Raw genomic sequence first — 17,129 nt, 5'->3', positions numbered from 1 at the left:
TAGATATGAGAACACACACAAAAGAAACGCAGAATGGTTTAACGCCCGATATGGCCATTCAATTCCTGAAAGAAGGAAACGAGCGCTTTATGAATAATTTAAAGGCCAATCGGAATTTGCTGCAGCAGGTAAACGAAACCGCTACCGGCCAGTTTCCTTTTGCTACTATTTTGAGTTGTATCGATTCCAGAACTTCGGCCGAATTAATCTTTGACCAAGGGTTAGGCGATATTTTCAGTATCCGGATTGCGGGTAATATTTTAAACGAAGATATATTGGGTAGCATGGAGTTTGCCTGTAAAGTAGCCGGTTCTAAATTGCTGGTTGTGCTGGGCCATACCAAATGCGGAGCCATTGTAGGCGCTTGTAACCAGGTTGAACTGGGTAATTTAACCACCTTGTTGAGCAAAGTAAAGCCGGCTATAGATTCTGAAACCCAAACTACTACTGAACGCACCGGTAAAAATCCGGAGTTTGTGCAGCATGTATCGGAAAACAACGTGCACCTTACCTTGCAACGCATCCGGAAAGAGAGTGATATTTTGGTTGAGATGGAACGCGCCGGACAAATTAAAATAGTAGGCGGCATGTACGATGTGGAAACCGGCCAGGTTCAGTTTTATGAAGATGCTCTGGAGCAAGAGCTGGTTTTAAATGAAGTCCAGGCAGAGGTCCTAAAGAGCTAAACTGTTTGTGTGATTTTGGGGTTTAATGAATAGTTAGTTAAAGCAGGCGTTGATTTATATCGCGCCTGCTTTTTTATATCAATATTTTTGGCTGCGCTGGTTTACGAATGTAATAATGCTGCCGGCAAGTTCAGGCTATTAAAACTATAGTAAAGCGTAGCATTTTAACGAGACTGCTTGGTTTGCATCGATGGGAGCGGTGGCTCTAAAGCCAGGTTCTTTTTTTTATTTTCTATATTAAAAGCCATTGGCAAGAGCCTATTCATTTTGGCCAAGCAAAATGAATAGGCTATAAACCAAAACAGCCCTCCGGAGAGGGCTGTTTTAAGATTTAACGTCTGAATAAAAATTAGACTTTAAATTTATTGGGTTACTACAAAAGTACTGCGTGGGCCACCGCTGGCAAATACCGCCCGGGCACGGGTTTTCTGACCCACTGAGAACATATACATACAAGCGTCGTCGGTGTAGTCCATGTAGTTCATGGTCATTTCGATTGGCGTACCCGCGCAAGTGCTGCGGTGTCCGGCTTCGGGGCAACCATAATTAGCAGTATTGTGGGTAGGGGTATCGTTTACCAAATCAGATCCGCAGGTAGCATCGCCCCAGATATGGCGCAGATTTAACCAGTGACCCACCTCGTGCGTAGCAGTACGGCCTAAATTATACGGAGCCGATAAATAACCAGTATTACCGAAATATTGCGGACCAATAACTACGCCATCGGTGCTAAGTGAACCACCGGGGAATTGCGCATAACCTAAAATACCACCCCCAATATTACACACCCAAATATTTAAATTATGTGCCGGATCAGTGGGGTCTATACCTCCTTGGCGGCTGCTTTTCATGGCATCGCGGGTGCCCCAGGAAGTTTTAGTAGAGCTTTTCCGGTTTACAGCTTTAAGTGTAAATGTTATATTCATATCACTTTTCAAATCGTCGAAAGCCGCAGTTTTAAAAATATCACCATTGGCTTTGGTAAAATCGGCCGTTAAAACATTAATCTGCGATTGTATTTGCGCATCGCTGATGTTTTCTCTGGTATCGTTTACGTTGTAAATAACATTTACAATTACCGGAATATTGATAGCTTGATCGCCTTCTACGGGCGTTCCGCCATCAGTACCGCCGCCACCAGTTCCCGGCTTTTTGTTATTAATGGTTCTCAGGCTTTGCTCAAATTTGCGGGTATGCGCCTCAATGGCTTCCATCTTTTTAATGAGGCCCGGATTCTCTTTTAGCTTTTCCTCAAAAACTTTCATACTGGCGCATCTTTCCACCACACCTTGAGCATCAGAAAAAGTAGAAGCCGAGAAAGTTTCTTCTACCGACTTATCGGCCGAACAACCAAAAAGAAAGGCCAAAGGCATGGTCACGCAAAGGGTTTTGTAAATTCTATTCATAAAATTGAAGGATTGTTTGAATGTTTGTAGAAAAATAAGTGTAAAAAACGAAATGTCAAACAAAATTTTAAATTATTTATACTATTTTTTGTAAATACATGAGAACAGCCTGTTTAAGAATATATAAATATGATTTTTACAATATTTATGCAGGCATAATAATAACTTAATTATTAGGATATTACCTTTTAATTACCTGCATCGTGATTGAATATTAAGTAACTTATTGCGCTTAAAAAATTAAGAGAGTAAACTATAAGTAATCTGCGGTTGCCGGTTAACCAGATAAGAAGGTTAAAATTTGTTTAAGATAAAGTGTCTAGAGCCCGGATTTTAATTATGTATACTGATGAGAGGCAATGCTAAATTTTTTATAAGTTATACCGGATAGTATAAAATAACTTCTATAAGGGAAATACAATTTGTTCCCTTCCCACCAGTCATTCCCGGCGGGAATCTTATGCCTGGAAAGCGTCACAGGCAAATTCAGCGTTCTGTTTACTACCTGTTTATCTATCCCACGCAGAAGATTCTTTTGGAATGACCGATTGGGGAAGCTATTTGCCAGGCTGCTATGGAATACACTTTTTACTATTTACTATTTGGTATAAAATTATTTAAAGCGACAATAAATATTAAAAGCCGGCAGAATAAGCATAATTGCTATTGCCGGCTCTTAAAATTAGGAGGTAGTTTAATAAAATAAATTTAAGCTAATTGTCTTAAATCAACTGGAATTACCCTGGAAACACCGGGCTCTAACATGGTAATACCATAAATTACATCGGTAGAAGCCATGGTGCGTTTGTTGTGGGTTACTACAATAAATTGCGAGTCGCCGGAGAAAGTTTTAACAATGTTGTTGAACTTGTCAATATTGGCATCATCGAGCGGTGCATCTACCTCGTCGAAAATACAGAACGGTGCCGGTTTAAGTAAATAAATGGCAAACAGTAACGAAATAGCGGTTAACGTTTTTTCGCCACCCGAAAGCTGGTTTATGGTAAGCGGCCGCTTGCCTTTGGGCCGGGCCATAATCTCTATTTTAGATTCCAATGGGTTTTCCCGGTCCAAAATAATTAAATCGCAAGTATCTTCGTCGGAGAAAAGCGACCGGAAAACGCGGGTAAAGTTTTCTTTGATCATCTCAAAGGCTTCCAAAAACTTCTCTTTGGCAACCGTATCTATTTCGCTAATGGTTTGCAGCAGCGCATTTTTAGCGTTTATTAAATCAGCTTTTTGCTCTTTAATAAATTTATCGCGCTGGCTAATTTCTTCGTAAGCTTCGGCGGCCATGGGGTTTACCGGACCCATGTTATCGAGGCGGGTTTTAATGCTGCTTACCTGTGCGCTTAACTCTTCGTTGGTCAGTTCCAGGGGTTGCACTGGTAAATTGGCAAAGTCGGCTTCGCTGATGTTAAACTCCGCCGCCAGGCGCTCCCGAATAGCAACTAGTTTAATTTGCGTTTCGGATAAAGCCTGCTGCATCGAAATTAATATTTCATCGGCGTTTTGGCGTTTGCGTTGCAACTCCCGGATGTGCTTGTCTTTCGTATCGATGTCGCCGTGTAAGGTAAAGAAATCTTTTTCGAGTTTATCCAGCTCCTGGGTTAAAATATTCCGGTCAGCCAATAATGCATCCAGGTTATCCTGGTTGTCCAGCACAAATTCTTCGGCTGCCATTATTTCGTCTTCGGCGCGGCCTAGTTCATCTTGTTCGGCTTGTAAGCGCTGCCGGCCTGTTTCTAAAGATTTTTGCCGGTAATTAATTTCTTGCTGTAAACTGGCCAGGCGGTTTTTAAGCTGGTGGTATTTGATATTTTCTTCATTAAAAACCTGGTTTATTTGCTGGATAGAATCCTGGTGGCGAACCAGTAATTCCTGAAAAGAATTTACTTCCGATTCTAAACGCAGTAAATCTTGTTGCTGCATTTCGGCTTGGGGCACCAATTCGTAACTTTTGTAGCGCAAATCTTCCAGGCGTTCGGTCAGTTCGGCTTCTTTGTTCTGGCTGTTTTGCCGCAGCATATTATGTTGTTCGTGCCGGATGCGCAAACCCATTAATTCTTGCTGGTGCCCGGCAATCAGACGTTCCATTTCTTTAATGGCTTCTTGCTGGGTTTCCTGTTTCAGGTTTTGGATTACCAGTTGCTGGGTGTTAATTTTGATTTTCAACGTTTCGGCCGATTTAACCAATGCTTCCAGTTCCTGTGCCAGGTTTTCCAGGTTTTGCTTTCGGCCAATGCGGTTACCATCGAAAAGACCGACTGAGCCGCCCGAAATACTCAAAGGTTTTTTAATTACCGAACCATCGCGTAAAATAAACGTCCGGTGGTCGCCGCTAAAAAAATCGGGGGGGAGTTCCTGCGATATGAATACATCCTGCAACATGTACCGTAGCAATTGCTGGTATTTTTCGCCGGACTGAACTACTTCGTAAGCGGCTTTTAACTTGGCAGTAGAAACGGTAGGGCGCGCATCCAAATCTTCCAATTCGGCTAAAACAATAAAATTAGCGCGTCCTTTATTCTGGTTATTTAAAAGCAAAATGGCTTCTACCGCATCTTCGGTGGTATCTACCACAAAAAAATTCATGTAGGGCTCCAGAAAGCTTTCGATCAAAGATTTATATTCTTGCTCGCAAACAATTAAATCGGAGAGGAGCGGAGCTGGTTTTTCCCAGTTTTTAGATTTGTATAAAAATTTAATCGCATCCGGAAAACCTTCCAGATTATCTACCAACGATTTCGTTAAGTGGTACTGGTTTCTTTTGGCGTCTATTTTCCGGTTAAGCTCGGTTAATTCGGCGCGGGTTTGCTGCAATTCATTTTCGGTAGCTTCCAGGCGGTTGCGTAAATCGGCTTCGGCTTGCTGCAATTGTTCTAAATGGCTTTGGCGGTCGCCAAGTACCTCCTGCAACTCGGCCATACTGGCCAGAAACTTTTCTTCGTCTTCGGCTTCGTTTTGCTTGTGCTGGGTTAAACGTTCCAGTTCTGATGTTAAATTTACAATCTGCACCTGGGTTACTTCAATGGCTTGCCGCAACTGGTACAAACCGTGTTGTTTTTCCCGTTGCTGGTTTTGTACCTCGCCCAAAGACTTCTGCAGATCAGATTTATGATCATTGGCCTGGTTTATTTCCTGGCGCAATAAATTTACCTGCTGCTCCGACTCAACGTATTGCTGTTGTACCGTAAAAATATCGTTTTCGAGGTGCAATATGGTTTCCTGGGTTTGTTCCAGCGCCATGTTGTCCTGGCTAATCTGCTGCCGCAATAACCCAATGCGTTCTTTCAGGTAATTGGTCCGCTCCGACTTTAACTTTATCTCGTTTTCGAGCTGTCGGATGTGGTACGTTTTTCCGTTGGCTACTTTTTGCTGAGCCGCCAGGTGTTCCTGCAAGGAGTTTACCTGCGTTTTTTGCTCGGCCAGTTCTTCTTCTAAACCGTCCAGGTTTTGGGCCAGGTTTTTCTTAAGCTCGGTTTCGGCCTGTAAATTATTTTCTAAAGTAGTTAAGCTGGTAAGGTGGTGGGCTATATTCCGGCGGGCAAATTCTAAACTTAAAGTTTTGTGCTCTTCTTTCAGGCTGAAAAATTTTTCGCACAATTTGGCCTGCCGCTCCAGCGATTTTAAGTTTTTCTGAATTTCGAATAATACGTCTTCCAACCGTTCCAGGTCGGCGTCGGTTTCTTCCAGCTTGCGCAGGGTTTGCTTTTTGCGCACTTTAAACTTAGAAACCCCGGCGGCTTCTTCAAATAATAAACGGCGGGAGTTTTCTTTGTCGTTCAGGATTTCGTCTACCATTTTCAGCTCAATAATAGCGTAGCTATCCGAGCCAATGCCGGTATCCAGAAATAATTCGTTAATATCTTTTAACCGGCAGGGTACGCCGTTTAGCTGGTATTCGCTATCGCCGTTCCGGAAATATTTGCGGGTAACAATTACCTCGGAGTAAGCACTGGGCAATATTCCTTTGGTATTGTTAAATGTAATAGATACTTCGGCTAATTGCTGGGGCTTGCGGTTTTTAGAACCATTAAATATTACGTTCTCCATTTTATCGGAGCGTAAATTACGGGTCTTTTGTTCGCCGAGCACCCACCGGATGGCATCAACTATATTCGATTTACCACAGCCATTGGGGCCAACAATTCCGGTAATACCTTCGTCGAAATTAATTACTACTTTATCGCCGAAGCTTTTAAAACCTTTAATCTCTAATCTGGATACTTGCATTAATCTGGAGCAGAACTTACCAACTTAACGACAAAAATACATTATTTAGTTTACAGTGCCTAACCCTTGGGCCGGTAAGTAAACAATAGTAAAATGTAGCCCGTTGGCTTTAAGATTATATTATGGCGGCCCATCTAACTACTTCAATTCTACAGAGTGCTCACGTATTTTACTAAACTGCGCTTGGCAATGGGCAACAGCGATTGGTCGAAGGGGCATGATACTTTTGCCAAAATAACAAACGTAGCCGGATTGGGTAGATGCTTGTGGCGGCGTACCAAACTTACTTTCATGTTTTCGTAGGTATTGGTCAAGCCGCGGCGTACAGTATCTATGTGGCGGGTATTTATGCCGCGGTAGGTTTCGTAAGTATTCTGAAATATGGTCATCTGGTACTCGTAAACGCGGGTTTCCTTACCCGGATACTCATCCAGGAAAAAGTAACCGGCATCGCGGTAAAGCGGTGTTATACCTACTGGGCTAATTTCCAGATGGCTTTCTATAAAATCGTATACTTCGCGGCCATTTTGCAAAACGTGGTCGAAGCGGGGCGCGGCAAACTGCACAATTTCTTCAATTTCGCGCATGGTCTCATCGTCTTCCACAATTTTCTGATACACGATTTCAAGTTTATTAAAATCAGCGCGGCTAATACGTTGCGGAAACTTTTCGTAAACGAGCTTTTTGTGCTCTTTTACCTGCACCAGGTTATTGTAGTGCATGATTAGGTCAGAGAACACGGGGTACAAGCGTTTATGGGCAAATTCTTCTTTTACGCCTTCCAGGTAAGCAAGCAACAGATATTTTTTATACTCAAAATCTATCAGGCCATTTGTCAGCCAGTTAGGTTCAAGGTTTTTCATAAATCACGTATTTAGGTCCAATAATTTAATCAAGTTTAGTAGCAAATACAAACCTTAACTTTCTTAGAATGCTTTATGCTTTTGCCTTTAGACGAAATCACCCGCTTACATGTTACTATCTGGCAACCCTGTATAATCAAGAACTTTTATTTAATGTGGTCTTATGCGTGTACATGACAGATTAATTTTACTTTAAGAAAAATATTTTTTACAAATTGTAAAATAAACTTGACTTTCGTGTAAAAAATACTTTACATTTGCATACAATGTAAAAACAACCTATTTATGAGAACTCGTTATTTATTTCCCCATTCCTTTAAGAAAGTTGGATGGGTTATTTTGATCCCCGCCGTTATCCTTGGATTGCTCAAAATGCTAGAGATATTACCATTACCCGAATTAATTATTCCGGTTTTTAATACCATAGAAGGTGGGTTTATGGGCGAAAAAGGTTTTACCTGGACCACAAATGATATAACAGATGAATTATTGCTTATTCTGACAGTATTAGGCGCCCTAATGGTTACCTGCTCCCGCGAAAAAATTGAAGATGAATATATCACTAAAATCCGGCTGGAGTCTTTATTGTGGGCAACCTATTTTAATTTTGGCTTACTCATAGTGGCCACTATGTTTATTTATGGCTCGCCGTTTTTAATAGTGATGCAGTTTAACCTGGTAACGGTTTTATTAATTTTCCTGCTTCGGTTTAATTTTGTACTTGCCCGCAACGCTAAAGTAACCCATTATGAAGAATACGCTTAAGGTAGAAAGGGCTATCCGGAATTATACCCAGGAAGATTTAGCTAAACTAATTGGGGTTAGCCGGCAAACCATTAATGCCATGGAAGCTAATAAATACGTGCCTTCTACCTTGCTGGCACTTAAAATAGGGCGGATATTTGCCAAGTCTGTAGAAGAAATATTTATATTAGAAGATACTGATTAAGCCTTTATTGGGGCGAGAACTTAATTAACCGTACTTTTGTATTGCTTTTAAATATTAAAGTATGATTGTACTGCAACACACCGTCATTAGCGATGACGTGAAAGATAAATTTTTTGTTTGTAACCTGGAGAAATGCAAAGGTGCCTGTTGCGTGGAAGGGGATTTAGGAGCACCTCTAGCGGAAGAAGAGCTACAAATACTACAGGATAATTACGAGCATATTAAACCGTACCTCTCTGCCGAAGGGCTTAAAGCCATAGAAGAACAAGGACTGTACATAAAGGATTGGGAAGACGATTATTCTACAACTACCATTGGCAACCGCGAGTGCGCCTACGCTATTTATGATGAAAACCTGACCTTAAAATGCGGCATAGAGCAGGCTTACCTCGATGGAAAGATTTCCTGGAAAAAACCGATTTCCTGCCACTTATATCCTATCCGGATTACAAAATACGATGGCTTTGAAGCTTTAAACTACGATAAATGGCAGATCTGCAGCCCGGCTTGTAGTTTTGGGGCGGAATTAGGGGTGCCGGTCTATAGATTTTTGCGGGAGCCATTAATCCGGAAATACGGTTCAGAATGGTACCAGGAACTGGAGGAAATAATTGCCGAAGAAGAAAAAGTAAAATCCTGAAGCGTAATTATTAAAAAGTATACAGTTAGCTTAACAAAAAGCCCCGAATTATTCCGGGGCTTTTTTGTTAACAGTTTGGCTTATTTATAAATTACTAAAGTCGTAAGTATCCAGGTACTTGGTGGTAAAGTTACCGGATTTAAAATTTTCATCATCCATCATTTTCAGGTGGAACGGAATAGTGGTTTTTACGCCTTCAACTACAAATTCGCTTAAAGCCCGCTTCATTTTAACAATAGCTTCTTCGCGGGTTTGGGCACAAACAATTAATTTAGCAATCATAGAGTCGTAATTGGGCGGAATGGTGTAGCCGGCATACACGTGGGTATCTACCCGTACGCCATGACCACCCGGTATATGCAACGTGGTTATTTTACCCGGCGACGGTCTAAAACCATTGCCAGGATCCTCGGCATTAATCCGGCATTCTATGGCATGCATTTGCGGGTAATAATTTTTACCCGTAATAGGCACCCCGGCCGCCACTTTAATTTGCTCTTTTATTAAGTCGTAATTAATTACTTCTTCCGTAATGGGGTGTTCTACCTGAATACGCGTATTCATTTCCATAAAGTAGAAGTCCTTGTTTTTATCGACCAGAAACTCAATGGTACCAACACCTTCGTACTGTATAGCATTGGCGCCGGAAACTGCCGCTTTACCCATAGCATCGCGTAGTTTATCGTCGATGAAAGGAGAGGGGGTTTCTTCAATTAATTTCTGGTGCCGACGCTGAATACTGCAATCGCGTTCTGATAAATGACAGGCTTTGCCAAACTGGTCGCCTACTAACTGAATTTCTATGTGGCGGGGCTCTTCTACAAACTTTTCCAGGTACATGCCATCGTCGCCGAAAGCTGCTTTGGCTTCGGTACGGGCACTGTTCCAAGCCTTTTCAAACTCATCGTCTGAATTGATAATGCGCATACCGCGGCCACCACCACCAGCCGTAGCTTTAATAATTACCGGGTATTTAATTTTGTTCGCAATTTTTATGCCTTCTTCCACCGATTTTAATAAGCCCTCGGAGCCCGGTATGGTGGGTACCCCCGCTTTTTTCATGGTTGCTTTGGCCGATGATTTATCGCCCATGGCGTTGATCATTTCGGGGGTGGCACCAATAAATTTTATACCATTTTCCTGGCAAATGCGCGAAAAATCGGCATTTTCCGATAGAAAGCCGTAACCCGGGTGTATGGCGTCGGCGTTGGTTATTTCGGCAGCCGAAATAATGGTTGGAATATTCAGGTAAGAAGAAGCGCTGGGCGGCGGTCCGATACAAACCGCTTCGTCGGCGAAGCGCACGTGTAAACTTTCTTTATCGGCCGTAGAATAAACAGCAACCGTTTTAATGCCCATTTCCTTGCAGGTCCGGATAATCCGGAGGGCAATCTCGCCGCGGTTAGCTACTAATATTTTTTTGAACACAGATTTAGAATTAGAAATTAAAAATTAGAAATTAAAAATTGAAATCTTCAAAAATGCCCAATGCCTTCGCCTTGCAGCATTTTTAATTTTTAATTCATAATTAATTAGCTTGGGTCTACCAAGAACAATGGCTGGTCGTATTCTACCGGTGATGCATTATCTACCAATATTTTAACTAATTTACCCGAAACCTCCGATTCAATTTCATTAAAGAGTTTCATGGCTTCAATAATGCAAATAACCTGGCCCTTCTGGATTTCATCGCCCACATTTACGAAAGGTGCCGAATCTGGAGAAGAAGACTGATAAAGGGTACCAATCATAGGAGCTTTAATGGTTACATACCGGCTTTCATCGGTGGTAGCTGCCGGTTTAGGTGTGGCCGGGGCCGTAATGCTGGCTGGGTCGCTTACCATATTTAAGGCCGTATGGGCCTGAGCCGCTGGAGCCGGAGCCATTGCGGTTGGCGCTTCCGATACGTAACGGATTTTAGGCGTATCCGCGTCGCGCTTTACCGATAATTTAAATTCTTCCGTTTCTATGTCAACTTTATTCAGGCCAGATTTGGCAATAAAGTCGATTAGTTCTTGTAGTTCTTTTGGTTTCATATCCTATTTAACACGTTCGGCGTACGTATATGTACGTGTATCTACTTTAATCAATTCGTCCTGTTCGATAAAGAGCGGCACCTGAATAGTGGCCCCGGTTTCTACAATGGCGGCTTTAGAAGCGTTGGTAGCCGTATCGCCTTTTATGCCTGGCTCCGTATAAGTAATTCTGAGTTCTACAAATGGCGGTATTTCACAGGTAAGCGGCGTTTCTGTTTCGGCATGAAACAAAATGGTTACTTCCTGGCCATCTTTAAGTAAATCGGCAAAAGGCACCATCCGTTCTTCCAACACTACTTGTTCAAAAGTATTGGTATCCATAAAGGTGTACCCAAATTCGTCTTTAAATAAAAACTGGTGCGGCCGTTGTTCTACGCGGGCAGTGGTAATTTTAACGCCGGCGTTAAAGGTGTTATCAATTACTTTCCCGGTTTTAATATTTTTTAATTTTGTTCTTACAAAGGCGGGGCCTTTGCCCGGTTTAACGTGCTGAAATTCGGTTATAACATATAAATCGTTGTTATATTCCAGGCATAAACCATTTTTAAAATCCGCAGTAGTTGCCATTATGGGTTTTAATTATAAACTGATATTTGGTAGCGAAAATTTGAACTAATACAAAGGTAAAAAACTACCCATACCGGACAAGATTATTTTAACCGGATAGGTATAAGATAAAAAAGCCCTAAATCTGCATTTAGGGCACTATGGGTTTAGGCCGGGTTGGTATCGTAAGCCCATTTGATGTAAATCGAGCCCCAGGTAAAGCCGCCGCCAAAAGCTGCCAGTATAACGTTATCGCCTTTTTTTAACTGAGGTTCGTAATCCCACAAACACAAGGGTATGGTACCACTGGTGGTATTGCCGTACCGGTCTATGTTAAGCATTACTTTATCGCTGCCCACATTCATGCGTGCGGCGGTAGCATCAATAATTCGTTTGTTGGCCTGGTGTGGTACTAGCCAGGCAATATCGTCGCCGGTTAAATTATTCCGCTCCATTACTTCAGCGGCTACATCGGCCATGCCCTTTACGGCAAATTTAAATACCGTAGTACCTTCCTGGAAAACATAGTGTTCCTGGCGCGCTATAGTGTCGGCCGAGGCCGGATAACGGCTACCGCCTGCTTTCATGTTCAGGAATGCCGCTCCGGAGCCATCAGATTTTAATATTTCGTCTAAAACACCATACCCTTCGGTATTGGGTTCTAACATTACAGCGCCACCACCGTCGCCAAAAATTATACAGGTAGTCCGGTCTTTATAATTGATTATCGACGACATTTTATCGGCGCCCACAATAATTACTTTTTTATACCGGCCAGATTCTATATAATGAGCGCCGGTAGCCAGGGCAAAAATAAATCCCGAACAGGCAGCCTGCAAGTCATACCCAAAAGCATTTACCGCACCTACGGCATGGCAAATAAGGTTAGCCGTGGCCGGAAAAACCATATCGGGGGTAGTGGTGGCACAAATAAGTAAATCAACTTCTTCGGGCCGGGTATTGGTTTTGGCGAGCAAATCTTTAACCGCGATGTTACACATATAAGATGTGCCCATGCCTTCGCCTTTCAGAATACGGCGTTCCCGGATACCGGTGCGCGAAACAATCCATTCATCGTTTGTTTCTACCATGGTTTCCAGTTCTTTGTTTGTTAAAACATACTCTGGAACGTATCCGCTTACGCCGGTAATTGCAGCAGTAATTTTGGTCATATAAAAAGCAAAAGCCTAAACCGGATGGTTTAGGCGCTATAAATTTCTTTGAAATGTTCGAAAATATTCGCTCTTACCAGGTCTGAAGCCAGGTTAAGCATGTTGGCCGTTGCTACCGGGCTGGATACACCATGCCCGATTACCACATTGCCATTTACCCCTAAGATGGGGCTGCCGCCTACTGCTTCGTAGTTAAAGCGGTTAAAGAAAGGATCGACAATATTTTTGCTGGCCATAATATCGTAAATAGATTCGGCCATTTTTAAAATAACATTGCCGGTAAAACCATCGCATACAATTACGTTGGCTCTGTCGTTAAATAAATCGCGGCCTTCAATATTGCCCACGAAGTTAATAGTTTTATTCTCTTTTAAGAGCTGATAAGCAGCCTGGGTAAGTACGGTTCCTTTTCCTTCTTCTTCGCCCAGGTTCATTAAACCTACTTTTGGTTTATTTATACCCAGTACATATTTGGCATAAACATTACCAATTTCGCCAAATTGATTTAATACTTCGGGTTTGCAATCAGCATTGGCTCCTACATCCAGAAAAATGCCGGTACTACCATCGAGCTTAGGTAAGAGGTTGGCAATACAAGGCCGGATTACCCCTTCCACCGCTTTCACGCTAAACATAGCGCCCACCATCATAGCACCAGTATTACCAGCACTACAAAAGGCATCTACTTCTCTGGTTTTAAGCAAATAATACCCAACTCCAATGCTGGAGTTGGGTTTTTGCGTTAAAGCCTTGGTGGGATGTTCTCCCATTTGGATAACCTCCTCGGCATGAACAATAGCAATACGGGTAGAGCTGTAGCCCCTTTTTTCTAAATGCGATTTAATAATATCTTTCTTCCCAACCAGTACAATAGTAATATCATCACTTAAGTTTTGAGAAGCCAGAATGGCACCGTCAATAATAGCGTCAGGCGCAAAGTCGCCGCCCATAGCATCCAGGGCTATTTTCATGAAAATTTGGTTAAAAATTACACACTCAGAAAAAGGCAGCCGGGTTGTAAGGCTGTATTAGGCAACAGAGGTATAATTTTTTATAGCTAATTTGCCTTTGTGGTACAGATCGCCGTCTACAACATAAGCATAGTGGTAACGGTGTACCGTATCAGTGGTTGGGCAAACCGCTAATTGTTTTTCGCTTAATTTGTAATGCGTTCTTCTTTTATCTCTTCTGGTGCTGGAAATTCTACGTTTAGGATGTGCCATTTTTTATCTACTAATAAACTTTACTTTTTATTTAATTTTTACTTAAGTTCTTTAATATATCCCACCGCGGGTCAGCGGGGGCGTCCGGGTCATTTTCCGTTTCGTCGTCCTGGCCAGTACCTGAGGCGGTCGTATAAACCAAAATATCGCCTTCCTCAGAATAATCCACTTCAAACCGCGGGTGTAATTTCTTCATCGGAATAGCTAACCCAATAAAATCGAACAGGTGCTGGGCCAGATTAATGTTTTGGGTATCGTGCGTGATTTGCAAAACATTTTCGTCTAATTCCATTTCCTCTTCGCCGTATTTTACGAGCAAATTCTGCTCAATTGCCACCGGATAATCAAAATTTTCCAGGCTGCGGTCGCAGGTTAAGTTTACTACGCCTTTAATCTGAAAAGCCAGGTTTAACAACAGCGGCGATTTATCTAATACTACATGGGCCGTTAAATTGCCGCCATTTACCAGGTTATGGTCAAATAAGGCAAAAAAATCGTCCTGCAACTGGAAATCATACTCATGTTTTTTATCCTTGAGCTTTACCAGGTTTATATCGTATTCGTTCAGCTTCTTCACAATCCGGTTTTTCTAAACAAAGCGCAAAATTAGTTAAATTATCTTAATTTAAAAAATAAACATTAAGATTTAAAACTGCGAAACCGGTACAACTTGTCGTTTCCGGATTATGTCGCAAGCCAGAAATAAGGCTTCCCGGAAAGAGGTTTCGTTGGCCAGATTTTTACCAGCAATATCGTAAGCGGTCCCGTGGTCGGGGGAGGTACGCACCACCGGCAAACCGGCGGTAAAATTAACACCCGTTTCAAAAGCTAAGGTTTTAAACGGAATTAAACCTTGGTCGTGGTACATGGCCAAAACAGCATCTACCTGCCGGTAATGGCCCGTGCCAAAAAAGCCATCAGCCGGGAAAGGACCAAATAATAAATAGCCTTTTTCTTTAAGCTGCCGCAAAGCCGGTATAATAATTTCTGCTTCTTCTTTACCCAATAAACCATTTTCGCCGGCGTGCGGGTTTAAGCCCAACACCGCCACCCGGGGTTTCTGAATACCAAAATCTTTCTGCAGCGATTCTATTAACAAGGTAAGCTTTATTATCAGGAGCTCGGGGGTAAGGTTGTGCACTACCTCTTTTAACGGAATGTGACCGGTTAATGTGGCTACCCGCAAGCGGTCGCTAACCAAAAACATTAAGCTTTCGGGCGCATCAAAAAAAGAAGTTAAAAATTCGGTATGGCCCGGAAATTTAAATTCATCGGTTTGGATATTGTCTTTGTCGATAGGGGCGGTTACCAAACCATCTATTAAACCAGTTTTAAGATCCAGACAGGCAGCTTTTAAAGATTGTAAAGCGGCTTTGCCGGATTGCGGCGTTGGTTTACCGGGCGTTAATTCAAAGTCTTCTTCCCAAACATTCACTACATTTACCCGGCGTAAATCCAGGTTTTCGGCAGTTTTTAATTGCTGAAAAGAAAAATTTTCGAGACCCAGGCTTTTGCGTAATTTATTTACCAGCGGCCCGGAACCGTAAATGACGGGCGTACATAAATTGAGCAATCGGTTATCGGCTAAGGTTTTCAGGACCACCTCGGGCCCGATGCCATTTACATCACCGATACTAATGCCAATTTTAATTTTGTTTTTATTTTCCACGTGTTTGTTCTGATAGTTGGCGAATAACCGGCTACAAATATATAATACGGTTATTCTTTGGTGTTGGAATGGTTCGTTAAAAATTGATATAAAAGCCGCACCCCACTACCTGTACCATTTTTACCCCGGTAACCATCGCCCGCCGGAATATAAGCCGTACCTGCTATATCTAAATGAATCCAGTTGTAACTGGTAAAATATTCTAAAAATTTGCCGGCCGTAATGGCTCCGGCATCGGCCCCGCCTAAATTTTTAATATCTGCTATATCTGATTCTATTTGTTTCTGGTATTCTTCCCACAATGGCAACTCCACCAACCGTTCGTATACTTTATCACCGGCTTTCTTAAATGCCTGCACCATTTCTTCGGGCGCATTGCTCATCATGACCAATCCTTCTTTGCCAACCGCCCGGGCTGCTGCGCCGGTTAAGGTAGCTAAATCTATTACCAGTTCGGGGTTGTACTTCTGGGCAAAACTAAGCGCATCGGCTAATATTAAACGGCCTTCGGCATCGGTGTTCAGGACTTCTACAGTTTTGCCGCTGTACATGGTAATTATATCGCCCGGGGCAAAAGCCCGACCACCCGGCCGGTTATCGGTGGCTGGTATTAAGCCTATTACGTGTACAGGAACTTTGTTTTTAGCCAAAGCGTGCATGGCACCTACTACGGCGGCGGCACCCGCCATATCCGATTTCATCCAATCCATGCTGTTGGGTGTTGGTTTCAGGCTTAAACCGCCGGTATCGTACACTACTCCTTTGCCCACTAATACATATGGTTTAGTATTACGCGGGTTTTCGGGTTTCCACTCCAGAATATTAAAGGTAGGCGGGTCCAGGCTGCCCTGGTTTACGGCTAATAATCCCCCCATTTTTAATGCCCTGATTTGCAACTGATATAAAACCTGGGTGGTAAAACCGGCGGCATCGCCAATGGCGGCTATCTGTTCACTAAACATTTCGGCCGATTGATTATTATGCGGCTCATTTACCAAATCGCGGGCCAGGCAAACACCGGCCAGTACTTCGTTCAGTTCCTGTACTTCTTTCTCCGAAACGGTTTGATCGGTAATAACAATGGTGTGCAGGGTAGTGGCGCTACCATTTTCGGATTTATATTTAATAAATTCGTAGTTGCTCAGGTAAATGCCTTCGGCCAGATACGGCGATGCTTTGGTATACGTCCGATCACTTATCTGAATTTGCTCTACTTTATCTTCTTTCAGTTGTTTTTGTAAAGTATAGCCGGCTTTCCGGAGTTCTTCGTGGTAGGCGTGTACGTTGGGTTTTGCCGGTACCACTACTATATAATGCCGGTATGTATAGCGGTTTATTACTAACAATTTGCATTTTTGGCCTAGTTGCTGGCGTAAATATTCCTTTTCTTCCGGGCTAAAATCCTCGGGCATCTCTGCTAAATCTGGCCCAATTATTACTGCAGTGTCTTTATTTTTGTTTAATCTTGTGTCGTATTTCAGCTGGGTTGGCATAGGAATCGTATCTTTAACCGGCAATTTAACAAACTTTAATATTACGCAGACTTTAATCCGTAATGTTATCAAATTATTCCCTGGTCCGGAAAGGTACTAAATTTTAGCGTTTTGTTTTAAAGCACTCTTAATTATAAAGAAGATTTTTGGCAAACGCTTATAATGATAAAGTGTTGTAAAAACACAAATAATTAAAAGGCAATGATTTAG

At 42.4% G+C, this 17,129-nt stretch carries 16 protein-coding genes; 4 read left to right on the top strand and 12 right to left on the bottom strand.

What is annotated here, in order from left to right; genetic code table 11:
* Positions 1-5 precede the first annotated feature (5 nt).
* Positions 6-686 (top strand): carbonic anhydrase family protein, encoded by a 681-nt coding sequence (locus tag ACO1R6_RS11165; protein WP_486264770.1) that lies wholly within the window; start codon positions 6-8, stop codon positions 684-686.
* 362 nt (positions 687-1,048) lie between these two features.
* Here the strand turns inward: ACO1R6_RS11165 and ACO1R6_RS11160 are convergent, their stop codons facing one another.
* The 3 genes from ACO1R6_RS11160 to ACO1R6_RS11150 form a co-directional block, all read right to left on the bottom strand.
* Complete coding sequence (locus ACO1R6_RS11160) at positions 1,049-2,092, bottom strand: zinc metalloprotease (protein ID WP_486264768.1); 1,044 nt, start codon at positions 2,090-2,092, stop codon at positions 1,049-1,051.
* Between the two features lie 708 nt (positions 2,093-2,800).
* The gene (gene smc / locus ACO1R6_RS11155; RefSeq protein WP_486264766.1) at positions 2,801-6,328 is read right to left on the bottom strand and encodes a chromosome segregation protein SMC; all 3,528 of its coding nucleotides are present in this window, start codon (positions 6,326-6,328) and stop codon (positions 2,801-2,803) included.
* Between the two features lie 149 nt (positions 6,329-6,477).
* Complete coding sequence (locus ACO1R6_RS11150; protein WP_486264764.1) at positions 6,478-7,191, bottom strand: hypothetical protein; 714 nt, start codon at positions 7,189-7,191, stop codon at positions 6,478-6,480.
* A gap of 372 nt (positions 7,192-7,563) precedes the next feature.
* On the opposite strand from ACO1R6_RS11150, the gene ACO1R6_RS11145 reads away from it, so the two are divergent.
* The 3 genes from ACO1R6_RS11145 (at position 7,564) to ACO1R6_RS11135 (ending at position 8,780) form a co-directional block, all read left to right on the top strand.
* Positions 7,564-7,956: a hypothetical protein gene (locus ACO1R6_RS11145; RefSeq protein ID WP_486264763.1), complete on the top strand. Its 393-nt coding sequence runs from the start codon at positions 7,564-7,566 to the stop codon at positions 7,954-7,956.
* A complete protein-coding gene (locus tag ACO1R6_RS11140; RefSeq protein WP_486264761.1) occupies positions 7,940-8,140 on the top strand; it encodes a helix-turn-helix transcriptional regulator in 201 nt (66 codons plus the stop codon). The genes ACO1R6_RS11145 and ACO1R6_RS11140 overlap by 17 nt, the downstream gene beginning before the upstream one ends.
* Positions 8,141-8,201: 61 nt before the next feature.
* Positions 8,202-8,780, top strand: a complete 579-nt coding sequence (locus ACO1R6_RS11135; protein WP_486264760.1) for a DUF3109 family protein — start codon at positions 8,202-8,204, stop codon at positions 8,778-8,780.
* An 84-nt stretch (positions 8,781-8,864) separates the two neighbouring features.
* Here ACO1R6_RS11135 and accC read toward each other — a convergent pair whose 3' ends face one another.
* The 9 genes from accC to ACO1R6_RS11090 form a co-directional block, all read right to left on the bottom strand.
* Entirely contained in the window at positions 8,865-10,208 is a 1,344-nt protein-coding gene (accC, locus tag ACO1R6_RS11130) for an acetyl-CoA carboxylase biotin carboxylase subunit (protein ID WP_486264758.1), read from the bottom strand.
* 104 nt (positions 10,209-10,312) lie between these two features.
* On the bottom strand, positions 10,313-10,816 hold the full coding sequence (accB, locus tag ACO1R6_RS11125; RefSeq protein ID WP_486264756.1) for an acetyl-CoA carboxylase biotin carboxyl carrier protein: 504 nt from the start codon (positions 10,814-10,816) through the stop codon (positions 10,313-10,315).
* A gap of 3 nt (positions 10,817-10,819) precedes the next feature.
* Complete coding sequence (efp, locus tag ACO1R6_RS11120; protein WP_486264754.1) at positions 10,820-11,383, bottom strand: elongation factor P; 564 nt, start codon at positions 11,381-11,383, stop codon at positions 10,820-10,822.
* 146 nt (positions 11,384-11,529) lie between these two features.
* Entirely contained in the window at positions 11,530-12,534 is a 1,005-nt protein-coding gene (locus ACO1R6_RS11115; RefSeq protein WP_486264752.1) for a beta-ketoacyl-ACP synthase III, read from the bottom strand.
* Between the two features lie 29 nt (positions 12,535-12,563).
* On the bottom strand, positions 12,564-13,505 hold the full coding sequence (gene plsX, locus ACO1R6_RS11110; RefSeq protein WP_486264750.1) for a phosphate acyltransferase PlsX: 942 nt from the start codon (positions 13,503-13,505) through the stop codon (positions 12,564-12,566).
* Positions 13,506-13,562: 57 nt separating this feature from the next.
* Entirely contained in the window at positions 13,563-13,757 is a 195-nt protein-coding gene (gene rpmF / locus ACO1R6_RS11105) for a 50S ribosomal protein L32 (RefSeq protein WP_486264749.1), read from the bottom strand.
* 31 nt (positions 13,758-13,788) lie between these two features.
* Positions 13,789-14,334 (bottom strand): YceD family protein, encoded by a 546-nt coding sequence (locus ACO1R6_RS11100; protein WP_486264747.1) that lies wholly within the window; start codon positions 14,332-14,334, stop codon positions 13,789-13,791.
* A gap of 69 nt (positions 14,335-14,403) precedes the next feature.
* A complete protein-coding gene (gene pdxA, locus ACO1R6_RS11095; protein WP_486264745.1) occupies positions 14,404-15,426 on the bottom strand; it encodes a 4-hydroxythreonine-4-phosphate dehydrogenase PdxA in 1,023 nt (340 codons plus the stop codon).
* A gap of 50 nt (positions 15,427-15,476) precedes the next feature.
* Complete coding sequence (locus ACO1R6_RS11090) at positions 15,477-16,838, bottom strand: leucyl aminopeptidase family protein (protein WP_486264743.1); 1,362 nt, start codon at positions 16,836-16,838, stop codon at positions 15,477-15,479.
* Positions 16,839-17,129: the final 291 nt, after the last annotated feature.

This window comes from Adhaeribacter sp. (genome assembly GCF_057359045.1).
This window is presented reverse-complemented; position numbering and strand designations above follow the sequence as displayed.